Annotated in this window: 21 protein-coding genes and 1 pseudogene; 3 read left to right on the top strand and 19 right to left on the bottom strand. The window is 40.2% G+C overall.

The features are described 5' to 3' along the window. Positions 1-41: 41 nt before the first annotated feature. From TZ91_RS02045 to TZ91_RS10020, 3 genes are all read right to left on the bottom strand, one after another. Positions 42-1,580 carry a DUF6287 domain-containing protein gene (locus tag TZ91_RS02045; RefSeq protein ID WP_033686778.1) on the bottom strand — a complete coding sequence of 513 codons (1,539 nt, stop codon included), beginning with the start codon at positions 1,578-1,580 and terminating at the stop codon, positions 42-44. A 345-nt stretch (positions 1,581-1,925) separates the two neighbouring features. Further along, positions 1,926-3,026: a hypothetical protein gene (locus TZ91_RS10830; RefSeq protein ID WP_045597016.1), complete on the bottom strand. Its 1,101-nt coding sequence runs from the start codon at positions 3,024-3,026 to the stop codon at positions 1,926-1,928. Positions 3,027-3,045: 19 nt separating this feature from the next. Then, a complete protein-coding gene (locus tag TZ91_RS10020) occupies positions 3,046-4,104 on the bottom strand; it encodes a PspC-like choline-binding domain-containing protein (RefSeq protein WP_045597013.1) in 1,059 nt (352 codons plus the stop codon). Positions 4,105-4,296: 192 nt separating this feature from the next. On the opposite strand from TZ91_RS10020, the gene TZ91_RS10525 reads away from it, so the two are divergent. Continuing rightward, complete coding sequence (locus TZ91_RS10525; protein ID WP_033686781.1) at positions 4,297-5,196, top strand: helix-turn-helix domain-containing protein; 900 nt, start codon at positions 4,297-4,299, stop codon at positions 5,194-5,196. 141 nt (positions 5,197-5,337) lie between these two features. Here the strand turns inward: TZ91_RS10525 and TZ91_RS02025 are convergent, their stop codons facing one another. From TZ91_RS02025 to TZ91_RS01980, 10 genes are all read right to left on the bottom strand, one after another. Then, entirely contained in the window at positions 5,338-5,955 is a 618-nt protein-coding gene (locus TZ91_RS02025; protein WP_023946296.1) for a TIGR01906 family membrane protein, read from the bottom strand. Beyond that, complete coding sequence (locus TZ91_RS02020) at positions 5,945-6,718, bottom strand: TIGR01457 family HAD-type hydrolase (RefSeq protein ID WP_023946294.1); 774 nt, start codon at positions 6,716-6,718, stop codon at positions 5,945-5,947. The genes TZ91_RS02025 and TZ91_RS02020 overlap by 11 nt, the downstream gene beginning before the upstream one ends. 8 nt (positions 6,719-6,726) lie before the next feature. Then, entirely contained in the window at positions 6,727-7,464 is a 738-nt protein-coding gene (locus TZ91_RS02015) for an acyl-[acyl-carrier-protein] thioesterase (protein ID WP_045597200.1), read from the bottom strand. A gap of 4 nt (positions 7,465-7,468) precedes the next feature. Next, the gene (gene hemW / locus TZ91_RS02010; RefSeq protein WP_033686782.1) at positions 7,469-8,599 is read right to left on the bottom strand and encodes a radical SAM family heme chaperone HemW; all 1,131 of its coding nucleotides are present in this window, start codon (positions 8,597-8,599) and stop codon (positions 7,469-7,471) included. A gap of 83 nt (positions 8,600-8,682) precedes the next feature. Next, a complete protein-coding gene (locus TZ91_RS02005) occupies positions 8,683-9,072 on the bottom strand; it encodes a YtxH domain-containing protein (RefSeq protein ID WP_033686783.1) in 390 nt (129 codons plus the stop codon). A 15-nt stretch (positions 9,073-9,087) separates the two neighbouring features. Then, on the bottom strand, positions 9,088-9,471 hold the full coding sequence (locus TZ91_RS02000) for a DUF948 domain-containing protein (RefSeq protein WP_045597010.1): 384 nt from the start codon (positions 9,469-9,471) through the stop codon (positions 9,088-9,090). Continuing rightward, positions 9,472-10,260, bottom strand: a complete 789-nt coding sequence (gene lgt, locus TZ91_RS01995; RefSeq protein WP_033686785.1) for a prolipoprotein diacylglyceryl transferase — start codon at positions 10,258-10,260, stop codon at positions 9,472-9,474. It abuts the gene before it with no gap. After that, positions 10,253-11,188, bottom strand: a complete 936-nt coding sequence (gene hprK, locus TZ91_RS01990) for an HPr(Ser) kinase/phosphatase (protein WP_000115155.1) — start codon at positions 11,186-11,188, stop codon at positions 10,253-10,255. The genes lgt and hprK overlap by 8 nt, the downstream gene beginning before the upstream one ends. Positions 11,189-11,424: 236 nt before the next feature. Then, positions 11,425-11,601: a 30S ribosomal protein S21 gene (gene rpsU, locus TZ91_RS01985; RefSeq protein ID WP_000048054.1), complete on the bottom strand. Its 177-nt coding sequence runs from the start codon at positions 11,599-11,601 to the stop codon at positions 11,425-11,427. 158 nt (positions 11,602-11,759) lie between these two features. Beyond that, positions 11,760-12,467: a glucosamine-6-phosphate deaminase gene (locus TZ91_RS01980; protein WP_033686786.1), complete on the bottom strand. Its 708-nt coding sequence runs from the start codon at positions 12,465-12,467 to the stop codon at positions 11,760-11,762. A gap of 150 nt (positions 12,468-12,617) precedes the next feature. On the opposite strand from TZ91_RS01980, the gene queA reads away from it, so the two are divergent. Next, complete coding sequence (queA, locus tag TZ91_RS01975; protein ID WP_033686788.1) at positions 12,618-13,646, top strand: tRNA preQ1(34) S-adenosylmethionine ribosyltransferase-isomerase QueA; 1,029 nt, start codon at positions 12,618-12,620, stop codon at positions 13,644-13,646. Between the two features lie 80 nt (positions 13,647-13,726). Here queA and TZ91_RS01970 read toward each other — a convergent pair whose 3' ends face one another. From TZ91_RS01970 to mnmL, 5 genes are all read right to left on the bottom strand, one after another. Beyond that, positions 13,727-14,587: a YihY/virulence factor BrkB family protein gene (locus TZ91_RS01970; RefSeq protein WP_033686789.1), complete on the bottom strand. Its 861-nt coding sequence runs from the start codon at positions 14,585-14,587 to the stop codon at positions 13,727-13,729. Between the two features lie 142 nt (positions 14,588-14,729). Then, a complete protein-coding gene (locus TZ91_RS01965) occupies positions 14,730-16,784 on the bottom strand; it encodes a cation:proton antiporter (protein ID WP_033686790.1) in 2,055 nt (684 codons plus the stop codon). An 11-nt stretch (positions 16,785-16,795) separates the two neighbouring features. After that, positions 16,796-17,050: a hypothetical protein gene (locus TZ91_RS01960; protein ID WP_000361085.1), complete on the bottom strand. Its 255-nt coding sequence runs from the start codon at positions 17,048-17,050 to the stop codon at positions 16,796-16,798. Beyond that, positions 17,043-17,600: a tRNA 5-(aminomethyl)-2-thiouridylate-methyltransferase MnmM gene (gene mnmM, locus TZ91_RS01955; RefSeq protein WP_033686791.1), complete on the bottom strand. Its 558-nt coding sequence runs from the start codon at positions 17,598-17,600 to the stop codon at positions 17,043-17,045. The genes TZ91_RS01960 and mnmM overlap by 8 nt, the downstream gene beginning before the upstream one ends. Next, complete coding sequence (gene mnmL, locus TZ91_RS01950; RefSeq protein ID WP_033686792.1) at positions 17,584-18,540, bottom strand: tRNA modification radical SAM protein MnmL/YtqA; 957 nt, start codon at positions 18,538-18,540, stop codon at positions 17,584-17,586. Before mnmL ends, mnmM begins: the two co-directional genes overlap by 17 nt. A gap of 91 nt (positions 18,541-18,631) precedes the next feature. Here mnmL and TZ91_RS01945 point away from each other — a divergent pair, with 91 nt between their 5' ends. Then, entirely contained in the window at positions 18,632-18,988 is a 357-nt protein-coding gene (locus TZ91_RS01945) for a DUF3397 family protein (protein WP_033686793.1), read from the top strand. Between the two features lie 178 nt (positions 18,989-19,166). Here the strand turns inward: TZ91_RS01945 and TZ91_RS10825 are convergent. After that, positions 19,167-19,475, bottom strand: a pseudogene (locus tag TZ91_RS10825) (hypothetical protein); the annotation flags it as partial. Between the last annotated feature and the right edge of the window lie 89 nt (positions 19,476-19,564).

Here is a 19,564-nt window from a genome sequence, read left to right as displayed (position 1 = left end):
GCCACAATCTTGCGACACTATTTTACTTTTAAACGTATCTTCTAATCTCGATAGTAATAATCTTCAGCTCTATCTGATTTTCCAAATTCCTCAAAGAATAGACGGTCTTTGGATGAATCTGACGCACCGTGAGGCGTTCCTGCCGGTATAAAGAGTACAGGTGTTGTTGCTCGTCTTCCAATCTCAAATCTCTTTCCAACTGCTCCTTCTTGGTTCTTGGACAAAAAGATTCGTTCATATTTATTGACTAAGCCAGAATCATGAATAATCCAGTTTTTAGGTTCTGAACCAGTCCTTGACCAACTACCTGCTACTAGTGATATTTCATCCTTTTGAGGATTTCGAACAGAAGGATTACCAACTACAGGTTCACGACTCGAACTCTGAGACGTCTCCTGATTAGTACCATTCTGAGAGCTTGTATTATCAAAAGTTGTTATGCCATCTGATTTTCTGTAGAAAAACTTATCTGTTGGAATAAATGGACTATTTGAGAAGGCTATCCGATCCTTACTACTATCTGACCGGCCACCTTGAGAATGACTTGGTGTATTAGCTGGATAAACAAGGACACCTTCTTCTGTTCTTCCAACAATCAGTGCAGCTATATCTACTTTCTCTGATCCTATTTGCAAGCGATCTCCGTTACTCATACTGCCATCTGGTTTGATAGTGATTTCTTCACCCGCAGCATTAACCCAGGTATCTGCTATTAGATGCAAATTTCCATTCAAGATTTCCGGTACCTTAAATGAACGTCTCGTAGCAATCATATTGGTAGGGTAATGATTTGTTTTAGGATCGATAATATCCGCTTGCAGTATAAAACCAGTTTTACCTTCTACATCAATTTGGTACCAAATATGGCCTCTATCTTTTCTCTCTCCAGCAACCGAATTAGAAGCCGTTATTCTTTGATCCTTGCTGAGTTCAGTGAACACTTCTGAATCATAGAGTGGTTCCTTACGAACCGCAGCCTTTTCGGCAGTGACTTTCAATTCCATGGGTTGCTCCAGCTTATAAAGATAGACTGTTGGTTTATCTTCTTTACCATCTGTCAAAATCAGATAGCCGTTAGGGTCCTTGTAGCCATAAAAAGTATAGGACTGATCTTTAAAGTCTGTTTCAATGCGGTCAATCTCTTCCTGAGATATAGAAAGCGATACCTCAACTTCTGGTAGGACTGTTGTTTTGGAATAGGTCTTTCCAACAACATATGTTTTGTCGAGCTCGTAATCAATGGTCGTGATCTTCGTGTCCCCTGCATACTTTTTAATCGTAAATTGACCTTTCATCATTCCACCACGATCACGGCCATGCAACATCTCTTTTCCATCTCTTACAATAATGGCCTGACCATTATAACCAAGATCAATGGTTCCAAATAAGGGCATCTCACCTGATAAATGTTCAATCGTTCCAAAAGAACGATACCACTCATCAAAATTGTCTGTTTCAAGAGAATTCGCAATATCAATCTGATCCATTACCTCTGAAGAGGATTCTTCCTTCTTTCCACAAGCCCCTAAAAAAAGCAGGGCAACTAGGAAAACAATACTATATCGTAAATACTTTTTCATCTTTTTCAAATCTTCTCAATGATTCCTTTCTGATTGTATCCATTTTTTGTCCACCAAATAATAGCCAAATAAGATCCATCCAAAAATGTAAACAATATAACCTAAACCAGGACGACCATGTTGAAAGTCAAAATAGCATAGTTGGTAATTGAAGACACTGTTTTATCCATTGTAGCAAGTAAATTACAAAAATACAAGAATGATGATAGTGGCATGGTTATAACAGAAATTGGTACTCATAGTTTTATTTCAAACACAGAGAAATCCTTTTAAGATTATTTCCTAAAAGGATTCCTTTTCTCATACAGATTAGGCTCTCTCGTTTTTATTTCAACCAATATCTTACTAGCGAATCCATTTACCTGAGCCATCTACACGGTAACCATCTGGTGTACGTTCATTAACAGCCATCTTACCGTTAGCTTTAAGATAGTAATCGCCTACCCAAGTATTGCGGGCATAGCTACCTTCACTAGTTAAGTAATAATAAGCTCCATAATTTCTGTCATAAATCCACTCACTCTTGGCCATTTTACCATTAGATTTGAGATAGTAATTTCCAATCCAAGCGTTTCGAGCGTAGCTTCCATTTGATGTTAAATAGTAATATGATTTATAGTAATTATCATAAATCCACTCACTCTGAGCCATTTTACCATCAGATTTGAGGTAGTAATTCCCAATCCAAGCGTTTTTTACATATCCTGATTGAGCTAATATATAGTACCAGGCCCCATAATTTTTATCGTAAATCCACTCTTGCTGTGCCATTAAACCACCAGGTTTAAAGTAGAAATTCCCAAACCATTTATTTTCAACCAAGTTACCATCCGAATCTACATAATATACTCCTCTTCTATCAGAACTGCGAATATATTCGTTTCTTGCTTTAACTCCATTTTTATAGTATGAATTACCGAACCAGCCATTTTTTGCCTGATCGATATGAGTACCTGTTCCAACCATTTTATGGTCTTGGATGGTAACAATCTCAGTGTGACCATAATAACGATAGTAACCATACGGAGGCTGTTTCCAATCTCTCAAAACAATTCGATACTCGCCATCCGCAAAAGCATTCAAATTAGCCTGATTCATATCATATTCCCTTGTCACGCTTGGTTGACTAGGTGTAAAAATAGCATCAGCTAATCCAGGGAACTTTTCAGTCACTTGAGTTTTAACATTAAATAAGAAGAAGGGAATAGAAACCTCATTCATTCCTTCCGGGAAGGTATCAATACTAGCTGTAATCTTTAATTTTCCCGAACTTGTATCTTGACTCAAATTCATCTGTACTTTTAAATTCTTAACTTTAGCAGGATCGTAGTCTGATTTAGCAAGTTTAGGAGTGGCAGCCATTACTTCCTGAACGTTAACGAGAGCTGCAGTGCCTACGGCAAAAATAAACAAGGCCGATACTAATACTGTTTTCATTTTCATCATAAATTACCATCATCTCCTACTAACGAATCCATTTACCTGAACCATCTACTCGATAGCCATCTGGAGTTCGTTCACTAACGGCCATCTTACCATTAGATTTAAGGTAATAATCACCAATCCAAGCATTACGTGCATAACTACCTTCACCTGTTAGGTAATAGTATGCTCTATAATTTCTGTCATAAATCCATTCGCTCTTGGCCATTTTACCATTTGCTTTGAGGTAATAGTTACCGACCCAAGAACTACGAGCATAGCTACCTTCACCAGTCAAATAGTAATAGGCTCCATAGTTTTTATCATATACCCACTCATTTTGTGCCATGTAACCGCCAGATTTGAGGTAGTAATTGCCCACCCAAGCATTTTGAACATAGTTACCCGCAGCATCGATATAGAAGTAAGACTTATATTGGTAATCATAGATCCACTTGCTGTAGACCTTGTTGCCATTTTGGTAGTAAGAGCTGCCTGACCAGCCATTTTTTCCAGAAGCTGTGCTGCTAGTAGTAGAATGTGTTTGAGCTTGAGAGCTTTGAGACTCGGCTGTAGCTTGTCCTCGTCCACCGATACTAACGATTTTATGATCTTTAATCGTTACAATTTCAGACTGTCCGTAGTAACGGTGTTCATAGCGAGGAGCACCTTCTGTATCCTCTAATGTATCAGAATACACAATCCAATAATCTCCATCTGCTAAAGATATCAAATTATCATTATTCCAATAAAACTCTCTTGAAACTGACAATTCATAAGAAGTGAACGACATATTTGGTAGAATATATTGATGAAGTTCACCAGTGTTAACATTTTTAAAAAAACCAAAAACACTACTAATAGAATTACTGTATACTCCTCTAGGTAAACTATCAATCGTAGCCGTGATATCTAATTTCTCTAATGTAGGATGCTGTTTTAGTGTAATTTTCACATCATGTTTTTTAATCCCCACGATATCACTCGAATCTGCATGAACAACCTGTGATGAGAAGGGCAGGTTTCCTTCTGTATCAAGAACTGTAGTAGCTCCTAGTGCTGCTACTGCTAAACTAGCAAACAAAACTAGTTTGAATTTCATAGACAAACTCCTTTAAATATTATTCCCCTATACTATAGCATACTTTTCCTACTAGTGAAGAAAAACGACGAAAAAAATAGTTTTTTGCCGAAATCCCTTACAAAACTTCTCAATATCGTATCTTTTTGTTGTTTTTTTCTTATCTAGTTGAAATAGTGTATAATAAAGTAAAATCACAAGGAGATTAGTAAAATGGAAATAAACTTTGGTTCAGTTATCAAACAAATCCGAGAGGAGAGAGGCTTTACTCTAAAAGAAGCCGCTGGTACTGCTATTAGTCCCAACAACCTCAGTAAATTTGAAAAAGGCATCACAACCGTCAAGGTTGACACCTACTTCAAAATCCTAGAAAATCTCAAAATCCATGATGCCCATGATGTTATAATGTTGTTTATGCGTGATCAGTATCAGGATCCTTCACTTCCCGAAGCTATAAAAACTGGGCTCACAACACAAACTAAGATTCTAGAATTGATTCAAATATTAGAATCTGATACCTATTGCACTGATCATGCCTATATCCAATCTTTAGGCATGTTTAGAAATAGGGAGAATTTGTTGAAAGAAGATTGGACTATCCTCAATCGGGCTAAGACTGCCTTATTTCATCTAAACTACTGGCTTCCAAAGGATTACACCTTATTTGCACTTTTAGTTGAATATTTTGACTTTCCTACAGAAACACTTCAACAAATTGCAAAAACAGCTCTTGCTTTGCTAGAAGAAACATTTGTTGATTTCAAACAAAAACGAGAGCTTATATTGACACTCTCAGACATCATCCGAACCTATTCTCGAAATGGGCATTACCAACTTGCCCAAAATTTAGTGGACAAAATTGATGTATATAGAATTAAGGAATTACATCCCCTAAAAGTAGTATTGCAAGAAGCATTTTTTATCATTAAAATGCAAGAATGTTATAATTTGCTCAGACAAGATAAGAAGGAGGGAATAAAACTGGCAAGTCAGATTTTAGCCTATCTGGACAGTCTGAATGGTCTTTTCCTGGACCAAACTATTTCTCAATTTAGAGACATCTTCTATCAACAAGTCAAAATGCTCAATAAAACTGGAATTGATTGGCCATAAACTCTGGGCTGAGTTGCTACTGGCAGGTAGAGGCAGACCCGATAAACAGGGAAGAAATTAGAAAACAGCCGAAATAGCCACAGTTAGGAAACAACTGTGGCTATTTCGGCTGTTTTTAATGATGAAGCTTCATCCAAAATTTTACTTCCCACGACTTTTCAGATAAAGATAGCCAAAGAAGCTTTCATAGAGGGCAAAAAAGAGGAGGAAGGCATGTAGGAAGAAGGTCTCTGGTAAAATTAAAATAACTGGATCCTTGGCTGGGTCAAAAAGCCAGGTATCATCTCCCACAAAGAGAATTTGATGGAAAAGGGTAAAGAATTGGTCAAAACCAATCAAAACTCCCCCAAGCCCAATCATCACAGGTAAGACTACTAGAGCCAAAAGCCCTTTACTAAATAGAGATAAAAAGCCCTTTTTCACAATCCCTTTGACAAAGACATAGAAACTTGGCAGTGTCACTAGAGCTACTAGCTGAACTAGGTGAAAGAGGTTCTTGACCACCGCAAAATGGTGCAGACCAGCTGCTGACGAACGAAAATCTGGCATCTGCAAGACCTGACTAAAAGGATTGGTCAGGTAATCCATCAAGATATGAAAGTTATATTGAATGGTTTCTGGTTTTAGATAAACTCGATCCGTCAAGTTCAGCCACTCAATCTCCAAAGGATAAAAAATCCAAGCCAAATAAATGGTCAAAAGAATTGAGAAGGAGAGGAGAAAGAGCATAGAGCTCCAAAAGGTCAGTTTAGTTTTCATCAAAGTTCCACTCCGCAAGGCTAGAAACCACATGAGTCGGTGCGATTGGCAGGTCTGCCACTTCTTCTGCCTTGGTAAAACCTGTTGTCACCAAGAGAGTTGGAATGCCATTGTCAATCCCAGCTCGAATATCAGTCAAATAATTGTCCCCAACCATGATTAATTCTTCACGTTCCAAACCTAAGTGCTCAACCGCCTTGTCCATAATGATGGCATTTGGTTTCCCAATATAAACAGGCTTCACTCGTGTTGCCACTTCAAGAAGGGTAATCAGTGAACCAGCACCAGGCAAAAGACCGCGCTCTGTCGGGATGTTGAGGTCAGGATTGGTTCCGATAAAGTGGGCACCTTTTTGAATAGCTAGAGTTGCTATGGCAAATTTTTCATAGTCAACTTGCCAGTCCAGGCCTACTACCACATAGGCAGGATTATCCTTGTCTTCCACATAACCAGCCGCCTTGATGGCTTCCTTAAGCCCTGCTTCTCCGATGACATAGACGGTCTTTTCAAGCCCCAAGTCGTTCATATAGTCGATAGTCGCCAAAGTCGCTGTGTAGACAGTCGATAGGGGCGTATCGATGTTAAAATTCTGAGCCAACATCTCCTGAACACTCTCAGGAGTGCGGGTTGTATTATTGGTTACAAAGAGATAGGGAATGTCCCGCTTTTGCAATTCATGGACAAAAGCCTCACCTGCTGGGATTCGGTCTTTCCCCTTATAAATGGTTCCGTCTAAATCAATTAAATAGCCTTTATATTTCATATTTTTCCCTAATCTTTTTTAATTTCTTGCCAAGTGATGATTGCTTGGGCATTGGTAGCACCGTCGCTTGTAATCTCATGCTTGCTTTCCAGTCCAGTCCGTTCAACAGCCGATGTAATAAGCCCACCTGGTCGAACTTCCTTGACATACTTGAGATTGATTTTCTTGGGGATATATTGGGTCAAAAAGTCCGCACCCATGACCTCAAAAATCCAGTCCAGATACTTACTGTTATTAACATGACCATTCATATCCAAGTCGTAAAAACGGACATGGTAATCCTTACTGATTGACTCTTCCAAGGACTCATACTTTGGCCCGCGAATCAATTTTTTATCAAACTCAGACTGGTAAGGAGCCACAATCTCAGGTTCTACTGCATGAACTTTTCGACTGTCTCGATCCATGAGAACAAAGGTCGCCATCATATGGATGAGCTCCTGCCCTACTTCATCATAAATGGTAAAGCGACGGTAGCAAAAGAGTCTATTGTAGCTCAAGGCTTCCGTTTCGATGGTGATTTCTTCCGCAAAACGAGGCAAACGAGCTACCTCAATATCATAGTCTGTGATAATCCAGACCAGATTATAGTTTTCTAAAATAGCCTTATCACTAACACCCAGTTCAATCGACTGCATCCCTGAAACTTGCAGGGACAGTAAAATCACATCGGGAATCTTGATATGACCGTTCATATCAGCCATATCAAAAGGAATTTTCATTTTCATTTGATAAGTTAAGCCCATCATCCTACTCCAAAATAAATCGTTCTGCTACGGTGTCTCCTAAAAAGAGACCTCTTTTGGTCATGCGAACTCGGTCACCCTCTATTTGCATGAGACCTTGTTGAACCAAGTCTCTGACAATTTCTCCATAAAGTCCATCGAAAGACCGCCCAAATTTTTCCTCAAATCTCGCCATGGAAACCCCTGATTTCTTACGAAGCCCCAAGAACATTTCTTCTTCCATTTGCTCTTTTTGACTCAGGTGTTCTTCTGTGATCCGTGCATTGCCTTCCTCAACCGCACTCAGATAATGACGAATGGGACCATGATTTTTATAGCGCACTCCGTCCACATAACCTGAAGCACCCGCTCCGATACCATAATACTCAGCATTGTCCCAGTACATGAGATTGTGGCGACTTTCAAAACCAGGCTTTGAGAAATTGGAAATTTCATAATGCTCAAAACCAGCTCGCTCCAGCTCTGCAATGATGTACTCAAACATCTCAGCTTCAAGTTCTTCCTTAGGCAGAGGTAATTTCCCTCGTCTCATACGGTTCATAAAGACCGTATGGTTTTCCAAAATCAAGCTATACAAACTCATATGGGGAATATCCAGCCCAATGGCCTTAGCTACATTCTCCTTTACTTGCTCCATTGTCTGACCTGGCAGGGCATAAATCAAATCGATGGAGATATTGTCAAAACCAACCAGTTTCAGGCGGTCGATATTTTCATAAATATCCTTCTCCAAATGACTGCGCCCAATCTTTTTCAGCATCTTGTCGTCAAAGGTCTGCACGCCAAGCGAAACACGATTGACAGCCGAGTTCTTCAAAACGGCTATCTTATCCGCATCCAAGTCGCCTGGATTGGCTTCAATGGTCAACTCTTCTAAGGCAGACAAGTCCAAGTTTTTAGTCAAGCCCTTCAATAACACCTCCAGTTGCGAAGCTGACAAGGCTGTCGGTGTGCCACCACCGATATAGAGGGTTCGCAACTTTTGAATATCATAAGATTGAAACTCTTCTAAGAGATGTTCCAAATAGCTATCAACTGGCTGATTCTTGATAAAAACTTTTGAAAAGTCACAATAATAACAAATCTGGGTACAAAATGGGATGTGCACATAGGCTGACGTTGGTTTTTTCTGCATAGTACTTATTATACCACAAAGACAGGCTACGAGAAAAAAATCACCATCCCCAGAAACATAGTCCGTCCAGAGATGGTGATGGTTTATTCTTCTGTTATGTCAATAACAATCTCTTCTGATTCATCAAGAGTTTCGGCTTTTTCTTGCCATTGTTCCTTGAGATTATTGAATTGATTTTTTGATGCTTCTGTCGCTTGACGGGCACATGATTTTGCTTGAGCAAGTACACTGTCCACAGTGATTTCCCCTGACTCAACCTGTTCTTTGGTTTTCAGAACAAAATCTGTAGCCTGTTCCTTAACCTCTGTCAGTTTTTCACAGACTTGCTCCTTGGCATACTCAGGATCTTCTATCAAATCATCTAGAAAATCTTGAGCTTGACTGCAAACTTGTTTGCCCTTGTTGCTTGTTAAAAACAAGGCAAGAGCTGCACCTGAAACGGTTCCTAAAAGGATTGAGGATAGTTTACCCATAAGGATTCTCCTTTTTTATTTTTTGAATAATTTACTTGCAAGACGAAGAGCTGACAAACTTGCACCAGTCTTAATGGTTTTTGAACCAGCTGATGAAGCTTTCTTGCTCAAAACACGCGCATGGTCATTGAGATCTGAAACAGATAGAGATAAATCTGCAACAGCACTAAAGAGTGGATCAATCGTTGCTACCTTGACATTGATATCATCTGCCAGGACATTGACCTTAGCCAGCAATTCATTGGTGTGATGCAAGGTCACATCCACATCTGAAGTCAAGGTTTTAATCGTCTTCTCTGTTTCATCGATAACACGTCCAAGCTTTTGTACAGTAATGATTAGATAGACTAAAAAGATAATCAAAGCTAGGGCAACAAGAATATATGCAACTTCTAACATTTAGTTTTCCTCCTCTGTAATATAGTAAGGGGCCTTCTTTCGATTTTGATATAGAATGATAAAAATACCAAGACCGATAAGGACAACTGATAGCCATTGAGACACTCGAAGACCAAAGAACATGAGACTATCTGTTCGCATGCCTTCAATAACCATACGACCGAAACCATACCAAATCAAGTAAAAGGCCGTGATATGACCTCGTCTGAGACTCTTCCATTTTCGTCTAAAGATCAGAATCAAGGCAAATCCAAGCAGATTCCATAGGGACTCATAAAGGAAGGTCGGTTGACGGTAGCTCCCATCAATATACATCTGGTCACGGATAAAGGCAGGTAGATAATTCAGATTATCCACCGCTGCACCATAAGCTTCTTGGTTAAAGAAATTTCCCCATCGCCCCAAACTTTGGGCAATCATGACGCTAGGCGCCGCAATATCTAGAAAATCCCAAGTATTGATAAGTTTACGATCAGCAAAGATATAGAGCACAATAGCCCCAGTTATCAAACCACCGTAAATGGCCAAACCACCATTCCAAATGGCAAAAATTTCTCCCAAGTTCTGACTATAGTAATCAAAACGGAAAATGACATAGTAGAGACGAGCTCCTAAAATAGCCAAGGGAAAGGCTATCAAGATAAAATCTAAAATATCGTCTGGTATGATCTTCTTTCTAGGCGCTTCTTTCATGGTCAAATAAACCGCAAGAATTAAGCCTGTCACAATACACAAGGCATACCAACGAATGGCTAGAGGGCCTAGATGAATAGCAATTGGATCAAGCATTAGGCACCTCGTTTTGAGCAATAAGATTTGTCAAGCGTTCTTCGAACAAACGCGTCGCATCAAAGCCCATTTCCTTGGCACGATAATTCATGGCAGCAGCCTCAATCACGACAGAGATATTACGACCTGTTTTAACTGGAATACGAATACGAGGAATGGCTACGCCAGAAATTTCTATTTCCTCTGCATTGTTTCCAAGACGATCAAACGTCTTATGTGTATCGTAATTTTCCAAGTAAACAGCCAGCTGAACTTGTGAAGAATCCTTGACAGCACTCGCACCGTAGAGGCTCATGACATCGATAATCCCAACCCCACGAATTTCAATCAGGTGTCTCAAGATCTCAGCCGGTTCACCCCAAAGAGTAATCTCATCCTTGGCAAAGATATCAACCCGGTCATCAGCTACCAAGCGGTGACCACGTTTGACAAGCTCTAGACCTGTCTCACTCTTACCGATGCCACTATCACCCTGAATCAAGACACCCATACCATAGATATCCATCAATACACCGTGCACACTGGTCCGTTCTGCCAAACGAGAATCCAGATAACTAGATAACTCTCCAGATAAACGACTAGTTGCTGTACGACTGGTTAAAATGGCAATCTTACATTCTCTAGCTGCTTTTAACATTTCCTCTGGAACAACCAAACCACGGGCAACAATGACCGCAGGTGTCTCAGGTAGAAACATTTTTTTCAAGACTTGGTAACGGTTGTGAGAGGACATCGAAACGAGATAGGACCACTCCTTCATTCCCAAGAGTTGGATTCGCTCTGGCGTGTAGTAGTCAAAATAGCCTGTCATTTCAAGACCAGGTCGCGTAATGTCCGCAGTATTAATTTCCTTTTCAAGTAATTCTGGTTCGCCATAGACAATGTCTAGTCTAAGCTTTTCAATCACTTCTTTTACTAAAACCGACATCATTTCCTCCTTCAAATGAGTTCTTCTCTCTATTATATCAAATTGTAGGAGGATATTTGAGATTTTTGCAGTCTTTGAAGTATTTATTTATACTCAATGAAAATCAAAGAGCAAACTAGGAAACTAGCCGCAGGCTGTACTTGAGTACGGCAAGGCGACGTTGACGTGGTTTGAATTTGATTTTCGAAGAGTATTAAAAGAAAAAGGACTAGATTTCTCCAGCCTTTCATTTCTAATTAGAATTTTTTACGTTTACGAGCTGCTTCTGATTTACGTTTACGTTTTACAGAAGGTTTTTCATAGAATTCACGTTTGCGTGTTTCTTGAAGAGTACCAGCTTTAGTAACCGCACGTTTGAAACGACGAAGTGCGTCGTCAAGAGATTCATTCTTACGTACTACTGTTTTAGACATTTTTTTCACTCCCTTCAAGTTCAAGATCTATTCTATTCTACACGTAAAAGGAATAATTGTCAAGAAAAAATGCGAGTTATTTTTGACTTTTTCTTCTATTTATACAATTATACAAGTCTTGAAAGCATTCAATAGAAGAACTGAAGGGTGTTGCTTTTTTATTTTTCGAGTAAGCTGAGCGCTTCAGCATCTGCAATAATCGTCACATCTGGGTGGTTTTTTAGGCTACTTGCTGGGAGATTCTCAGTCACTGGGCCAGACACTGTTCCGGCAATGGCTTCTGCTTTCGACTCACCGTAAGCAAAGAGAAGGATTGACTTGGCATCCAAGATATTTTTAATTCCCATTGAAATGGCTTGAGTTGGAACGTCTTCAATCTTGTCAAAGAAGCGAGCATTGGCTTCAATAGTAGACTGGTCAAGTTCTACTAGATGCGTTTGACTGTCAAATGGAGTACCAGGTTCATTAAATCCGATATGTCCATTGCGACCGATTCCCAAGATTTGGAGGTCAACTGGATGGTCAGCCAAAATTTGGTTGTAGCGTTCAACTTCAGCTTCAGCATTGTCCTTAACCCCACGAGGCAAGAAACTTTCTTTAAATGGTTTTTGGTTAAACAAGTTTTCTTGCATGAAGTAACGGTAAGACTGTGGATTGTCTCCATCAAGCCCTACATACTCATCAAGGTTGACACTGGTTAGATTTGAAAAATCAAGATCACTCTCAACAATTTCCTTGTAAAATTCAAGTGGGCTACTTCCTGTCGCAAGTCCTAGGGTTTGAGCTCCATTGGCTAATTTTTCCTTCAAAATCTCAAAAGCAACTTTTCCACCTTCGATTTGGTTTTCAACTTTAATAACTTTCATCTTTTCATCCTCCGTTTCAATCTATATTTATTATATGGTATAGACCAATTTTTGTCAAGTGAAAACGATTTAATTTCTAAAAAAAGAGCGACTATACTTGAAACATGTTATAATGGATAAGATTAGAACTTAGAAAGAATGAACAGATATATGAATACAGCTGATTTTGATTTCCACTTGCCTGAGGAATTGATTGCCCAAACGCCTCTTGAAAAACGGGACGCCTCTAAACTCCTCATCGTCAACCGTGAGACGGGAGAAATGCAGGATAAACACTTCCACTCTATTATTGATATGCTGGAACCTGGTGATGCCCTCGTTATGAACGACACCCGCGTCCTCCCTGCCCGCCTCTATGGTCAAAAAGAGGAGACAGGAGGCCATGTGGAACTTCTCCTGCTCAAAAATACTGCTGGAGACGAGTGGGAAGTTCTGGCAAAACCTGCCAAACGCCTCAAGGTCGGCACTCGCGTTAGCTTTGGTGATGGCCGTCTCAGCGCTGTTGTTACGGAAGAATTGACTCACGGGGGCCGCATTGTCCGCTTTGAATACCAAGGAATTTTCCTAGAAGTTTTGGAAAGTCTGGGAGAAATGCCGCTACCGCCTTATATCCACGAAAAACTGGATGACCGTGAACGCTATCAAACCGTTTATGCCAAGGAAAGTGGCTCTGCTGCAGCACCTACTGCTGGTCTTCACTTCACCAAAGAACTGCTGGCAGAAATCCAAGCTAAGGGTGTTCATCTAGTCTATCTGACGCTTCATGTCGGACTCGGAACCTTTAGACCCGTTTCAGTTGACAATCTGGACGAACACGAAATGCACTCAGAATTCTACCAACTTTCTGAGGAAGCTGCTGCCATCCTTCGCTCTGTTAAGGAAAATGGTGGTCGCGTCATCGCTGTCGGAACTACTTCTATCCGCACCTTGGAAACTATTGGTTCCAAGTTTGATGGGCAAATCCAAGCAGATTCTGGCTGGACCAATATCTTTATCAAACCTGGCTATGAATGGAAGGTTGTGGATGCCTTCTCAACCAACTTCCACTTACCAAAATCAACTCTGGTTATGTTGGTTTCTGCCTTTGCAGGCCGTGAATTAGTCTTAGATGCCTACCACCATGCCATCCAAGAACACTACCGCTTCTTCAGTTTTGGCGATGCCATGTTTATCTACTAATTTTCACAATCAAAAAGCGCATATTATCAAGGTTTTATAAAGCCTGATAGTATGCGTTTTGTAATGGATAAAAAATGAAGTTAATTTATTCTAAAGCTCGGATCTTTCAAGCTCTGGACACTGGCATTGATCACCGCGCCGACAATCAAAATCTTAGCGATGAGAATAAACCAGAACATCATGACCACCACGACGACGGAACTGAAAAAACGCACGTCCACTAGGTGATTGACATAATTGTTAATATAGACTGAAAAGATATTGAGCAGTAAGACCAGAGTCAACAAGACAAAGACACTACCTGGCAACACATAGCGAATCCGTCGCACCTTAACATTGGGTAGGAAATAGTAGAGCATGACCAGGATGGCAAAAATCAAGGCATAGACCAAAGGGCCTGTTAGGTCTTGCAGATAATCAAAGAGAGGACTATCCGATTTCCAATAGCTTTTGACAAGGTTGAGGAGCATACGGCCAAAGACACTCAAAAACAGAGCTAAAGCAAAGAGAATCTGCAAACCAAAACTGACAAACAAACTCATAAGCTGATGGGAAATCATTCCACGATTTTTTGCTACTCCGTAAGCTTTATTAAAGGCTTTCTGTAGGAAATTCATGGATTTTGAAAAGGTCCAGAGGGCTGACAAAACCGCAAAACTCAATAAGCCCGTTGACGGTTGGGTCAGCACTTCTGTGATAATCTTTGCCACCACATCATACATGGTTTCCGGCAAGAATTCATTGACAACCTTTAAAAAATTAGAAACTGGAATCCGAAAATAAGGGAGGATATTAACCACCACCAAAAGAAGTGGAAAAATCGAAATCAACCAATAGTAGGCTACTGCGACACTGGTCAACTCACTATCTGATGCTTGATAATAATGCAAAAAAGCTTTTAATAAAGGCTTATCTATCAGCTCTTTCCACCACTTCTTCATGTCACACTCCTTCACTTACAATCTTATATTCAATGAAAATCAAAAAGCAAACTAGAAAGCTAGCCGCAGGTTGCTCAAAGCACTGCTTTGAGGTTGCAGATAAAGCTGACGTGGTTTGAATTTGATTTTCGAAGAGTATTAACTAATTTCTTCTTACCAATTCCACCATATCATAAGGCAGGGTATTGGCAGCTTCCTTCAGAGAATAGTTCTCTAAGTTATTCACATTTTGTCGTAATTTTTTGGCATACTTGGTCGTAATCAATCGTTTTTCTTCGTATTCGAAAATCAACTTGCGCTCCAGATAATAGCCTCTCAGCATTTCATCGATATTGTTGGGCTTAACGCGATTGATAACCCGTTCAACAAAGGCACCACTAGTGATAATAGCTGTTTCACGGAGACGAGAATCCTGCATGAAACTGATTAAAGAACTCTTGTAAACCCCTTTTAGATTCTCCAAACTTTCGATAATCATCTCTGTATTTTCTAGATAGAGCTCTGCAATTTGGTCATAGTCAAGGGCTCTGAGTTTCTGTGATTCTTCATTTTTCCAACTGCGAAAGGTCTTACCTAAGGTAAAGACTTCATGAAGGAGAAAACGTAAAATTCGCAAGGAAACAAGGAAATAATAGGTCAATCGTGAAGCAAACTTGCGATTGATACTTTGTTCCATGTTTTTCAAATAACGTTGGTAAACCCGATAAGCACGCTCACTCATCTTGCCTTCTTCGTAAGCCTGTTCTAAACCATCACTTTCAATACTGAGGATGAGAAGTTTTAAAGCCTCCCAGTCTTCTTGAGCCCCCTTATTTTCTTGACTCAGGATGAGATTTTCAATACGTCCATGGTAATTGTCAATAGCCGCATAGAGGGGAAGTTTATTTCTGGTGCCTTCCAACTCTTTTTCCAACTCTAGCGTTACTTCATTCAAAATGCCGATATGCATGAGATAATCCTTGCTTTCTTCCTGTTCATCAGAAAGATGAGGCAAGACCACGAGGCCTGTTAAAAAGCTTACAAGCGTCACACCTGCGACAAGGAAAAGTAAGAGAGGATACTCCTGCTCTAGATTACTTGGTATCAAAAGAATCGTAGCAATTGACACCGTTCCCTTGACACCTGAAAAGGTCAAAAGAAGCATGTCCTTCATATACTTATTCAGTTTTTTCTTAAGTCGTCGGGTCCTATAAGCATAATAGCCATAAATCATGACAAAACGAATAGCAAAGAGGACAAAGGTAAGGGCTATAAGAGATACCAATAAAAGTAAGGGATTATAGATTGGATTGGTCAAGATAGGCTCTGCTATCATTTCCAACTCCATCCCTAAAATCACAAAGACAGAACCGTTGAGCATAAAGTTCACTGTATGCCAGACCGTCTCGGTCACCGTATCCACTTGGGCTTCGAGGAGCGTAATTTTCTTAAAACGGCTTGCCTTTAAAATCCCAGCAACTACAACGGCAATAATCCCTGAAACGTGGACTTCTTCTGCCAGGAAGAAGGTTACCAAGGGCAAACTCAATTCCAGAAGGAGCTCACTAGCAATATCTGTTGCTCTCACACTTAGCAAGAAGCTATGGAGGAAACGGTTGGTCATGGCTGTTAAAAAGCCAATCAAAAAACCGCCTAGAATTGAAAAGATGAGCGAACTACTAGCTTGCCTAAGGGAAAAGACTCCAGTTGTCCAAGCTGTCAAAGCTACCTGAAAGGCAACCAAGCCAGAAGCATCATTCAAGAGTCCTTCACCCTTAAGAATATTGGACACACGCTTAGGAAAGCTAAAGCGCTCCGAAAGAGAGGCAAAAGCCACCAAATCCGTAGGGCCAAGGGCTGCCCCAACAGCCAAGCAAGCCGCCAAGGGAAGACTGAGCCAAAGCAGATGGGCCAAGCCACCCAAACTCAGGGTCGAGATGAAAATCACTGGAAATATGAGGTAAACAATGATTCGCCAGTGTTTTAAAATAGCCGTAATATCCGCTTCTTCCGACTCTCGGAAAAGCAAGGGCCCGATAACCAATGCCAAAAACAACTCTGTATTGAGGTGAAAGTCGGTATTGGGTAAAAAGAGACCAATCACAATTCCCAAAAGAATTTGCACCAAAGGGAGAGGCAAAAAGGGCAGGAGCTTATTGGTTGTACTTGAGACAATCAAAACCAGTAAAAATAGGATGAGGTAAATCAGTAATTCCACGCACGACCTCCTTAATCTTTTTTACAACAGGATTCAAATATCTCCTTCTGCTCTTTAATTTTTTGGTCAATCTTGGAACAGTCTTTGTGCTCAATTTTTCTCTGGCACCGTTCCATTTCAAGAGCAACTAATTTTTTCTTGATTTTAAGCATTTTTTTGCTCATATGCGCTTGATCTAACACCCCCACCGCTCGTTCGTGGTGGGTTGATTCAACAAAATTCTGGCGCATGGCATCCAGCTTTTCACGTAGGTATTGTTTATCCATGTCTATATCTCTCTAATTTTTCAATCATTACTAAAAATGGTGGGTTGTTGACTTGGTTTAAAGTTCGGTAAATAGCAGCTGTATACTCTTGTTGGTTCAACTGGCTAACAAAATCCAAGACAGCATCCCTCTCGAGGTCGCCTCCTTCATGACCATAGTAAATCATGATAGCAATCCTTCCCCCTTTGACAAGCAAATGACACAGCTTTTCTAATGCTTCAATAGTCGTCTGTGGTTGGGTAATGACTGACTTATCGGCTGATGGCAAATAGCCCAGATTAAAAATCCCTGCCTTGGCTTCTGTCACAAACTGGTCCAGTGTCTCATGACCTTGCAAGGTTAACTGGGCATTTGTCAGGCCAGCCTGGTCCAAACGCTCTTGGGTCTTTTCCAAGGCTTGCTCCTGAATATCAAAGGCATAAACTTTCTTGGCTAGTTTGGCTAAAAAAAGCGTGTCATGACCATTTCCCATAGTCGCATCCACTACGATATCATCCTGAGTTACAACCTCAGCCAAAAAATCATGTGCCATCTCAAGTGGTCTTTTCATTTTCAAACTCCTGTTTTACAGCCTTGCATCCTTGAACACTTCCGCGACGTCGCATCTCCATCTCAATACTGTTGAGAACTTCCCATTTATTGAGGCTCCACATAGGCCCAATCAGCATATCTCTAGGTGCATCTCCTGTAATTCGATGGATAACGATATGTTTGGGAATGATTTCCAGTTGGTCACAGATGATCTTGACATATTCATCCTGACTCATCAACTGCAAGCGTCCTTCGTGGTAATCTCGTTGCATACGTGTATTTGTCATAAGATGGAGCAAATGCAGTTTAATCCCTTGAATATCGTTATCCGTAACACAGCGACGGACATTCTCAATCATCATCTCATGGGTTTCACCAGGAAGTCCATTGATCAAATGAGAAACAATCTCAATTTTTGGATACTTTCTCAAACGCTTGACCGTTTCCACGTACAATTCATAGGAATGGGCACGGTTAATCAGATCAGAGGTTGTTTCATAAGTAGTCTGCAAGCCCAATTCAACCGTCACATGCATGCGTTCCGACAACTCAGCCAAATACTCGATGGTTTCGTCTGGTAAACAGTCTGGGCGCGTTCCAATATTGATTCCTACTACACCTGGCTCGTTGATAGCCTGCTCATAGCGCTCTCGAATAACATCAACCTTTTCATGGGTGTTGGTAAAATTTTGAAAATAAACCAGATACTTCTGAACCTCTGGCCACTTACGGTGCATAAAGTCAATTTCCTTATAAAATTGCTCACGGATAGGTGCATCCGGTGCTACGATAGCATCTCCAGAACCTGAAACCGTACAAAAAGTACAGCCTCCATGAGCCACAGTCCCATCACGATTGGGACAGTCAAATCCCGCATCAATAGGGACTTTAAAGGTCTTTTCTCCAAAGAGTTTTCGATAATAATCATTCAAGGTATTATAAGATTTCATAACTTTCATTATAACAAAAAACACCCACAATCTCAAAAGCCTGACTTTCCTATAAATTCCTCTGTTTCTCATTTCCTTTAGCGACTTTTTATGATACAATATGGATATGATTTTAATGAAATTAGCATCTATTTTATTATTGATACTGACCTTAGTAGTCTGCATTATCATAACCAAACTTTTTAGATTAAAAAAACTAGGACGAAACTTTGCGGATTTGGCTTTTCCAGTCTTGGTATTTGAATATTACCTTATTACAGCTAAAACCTTTACCCATAATTTCCTCCCTAGACTAGGCCTAGCCCTCTCACTCCTAGCCATTATTCTCGTTTTTTTCTTCCTTTTGAAAAAACGCAGCTTTTACTATCCTAAATTCATCAAATTCTTCTGGCGTGCAGGATTCTTATTAACCCTTGTCATGTATATCGAGATGATTGTTGAATTGATGGCCCTCTAGCTGAATCTTATATGAGACATAAAAAATAAAGGATTTAACCCTTTTGACTTGGGTAAATCCTTTTTTCTTCTTTAAAAATCGTTTGAGCAGAGCGTTTCCAAGCGAGACTTCTCTTGTCTCGCTTGGAAACACTGCACAGAATAAATCTTATGAGAGAGTTACATTCCTCAAATCAATCTTATCCGATCCACTCACCGTTTTCATTTACTTGATAACCATCCGGAGTTACTGTATTGACAGCAAGGGATCCATTTGCATCAACATAATACCATTTGTCTCCAACTTGGAACCATTGACTTGTCTTCATCGAACCTGATGCATCAACATAATACCACTTACCATCTTGATCCAAAATCCACTCATTAGATGACATTGCACCTGATTGATTCAAGTAATACCATGCACCTGATTGATCTTTAATCCAGCCAGTTTCCATTTTTCCTGTTTGATCAAAGTAATACCAAGTATCTCCATCTTTGACCCAACCCTTAGCCAAGTCCCCATTTTGTTGACGATAATACCATTTACCATCTTCCTTGTTCCATCCAGGTTTTTTGCTTTCCTGAGTAGGAGCTT

It is taken from the genome of Streptococcus mitis (assembly GCF_000960025.1).
GTDB lineage: Bacteria > Bacillota > Bacilli > Lactobacillales > Streptococcaceae > Streptococcus > Streptococcus mitis_DH.
Note: the sequence above shows the minus strand (reverse complement) of the source record. Positions and strands in the feature narration are given on the sequence as shown.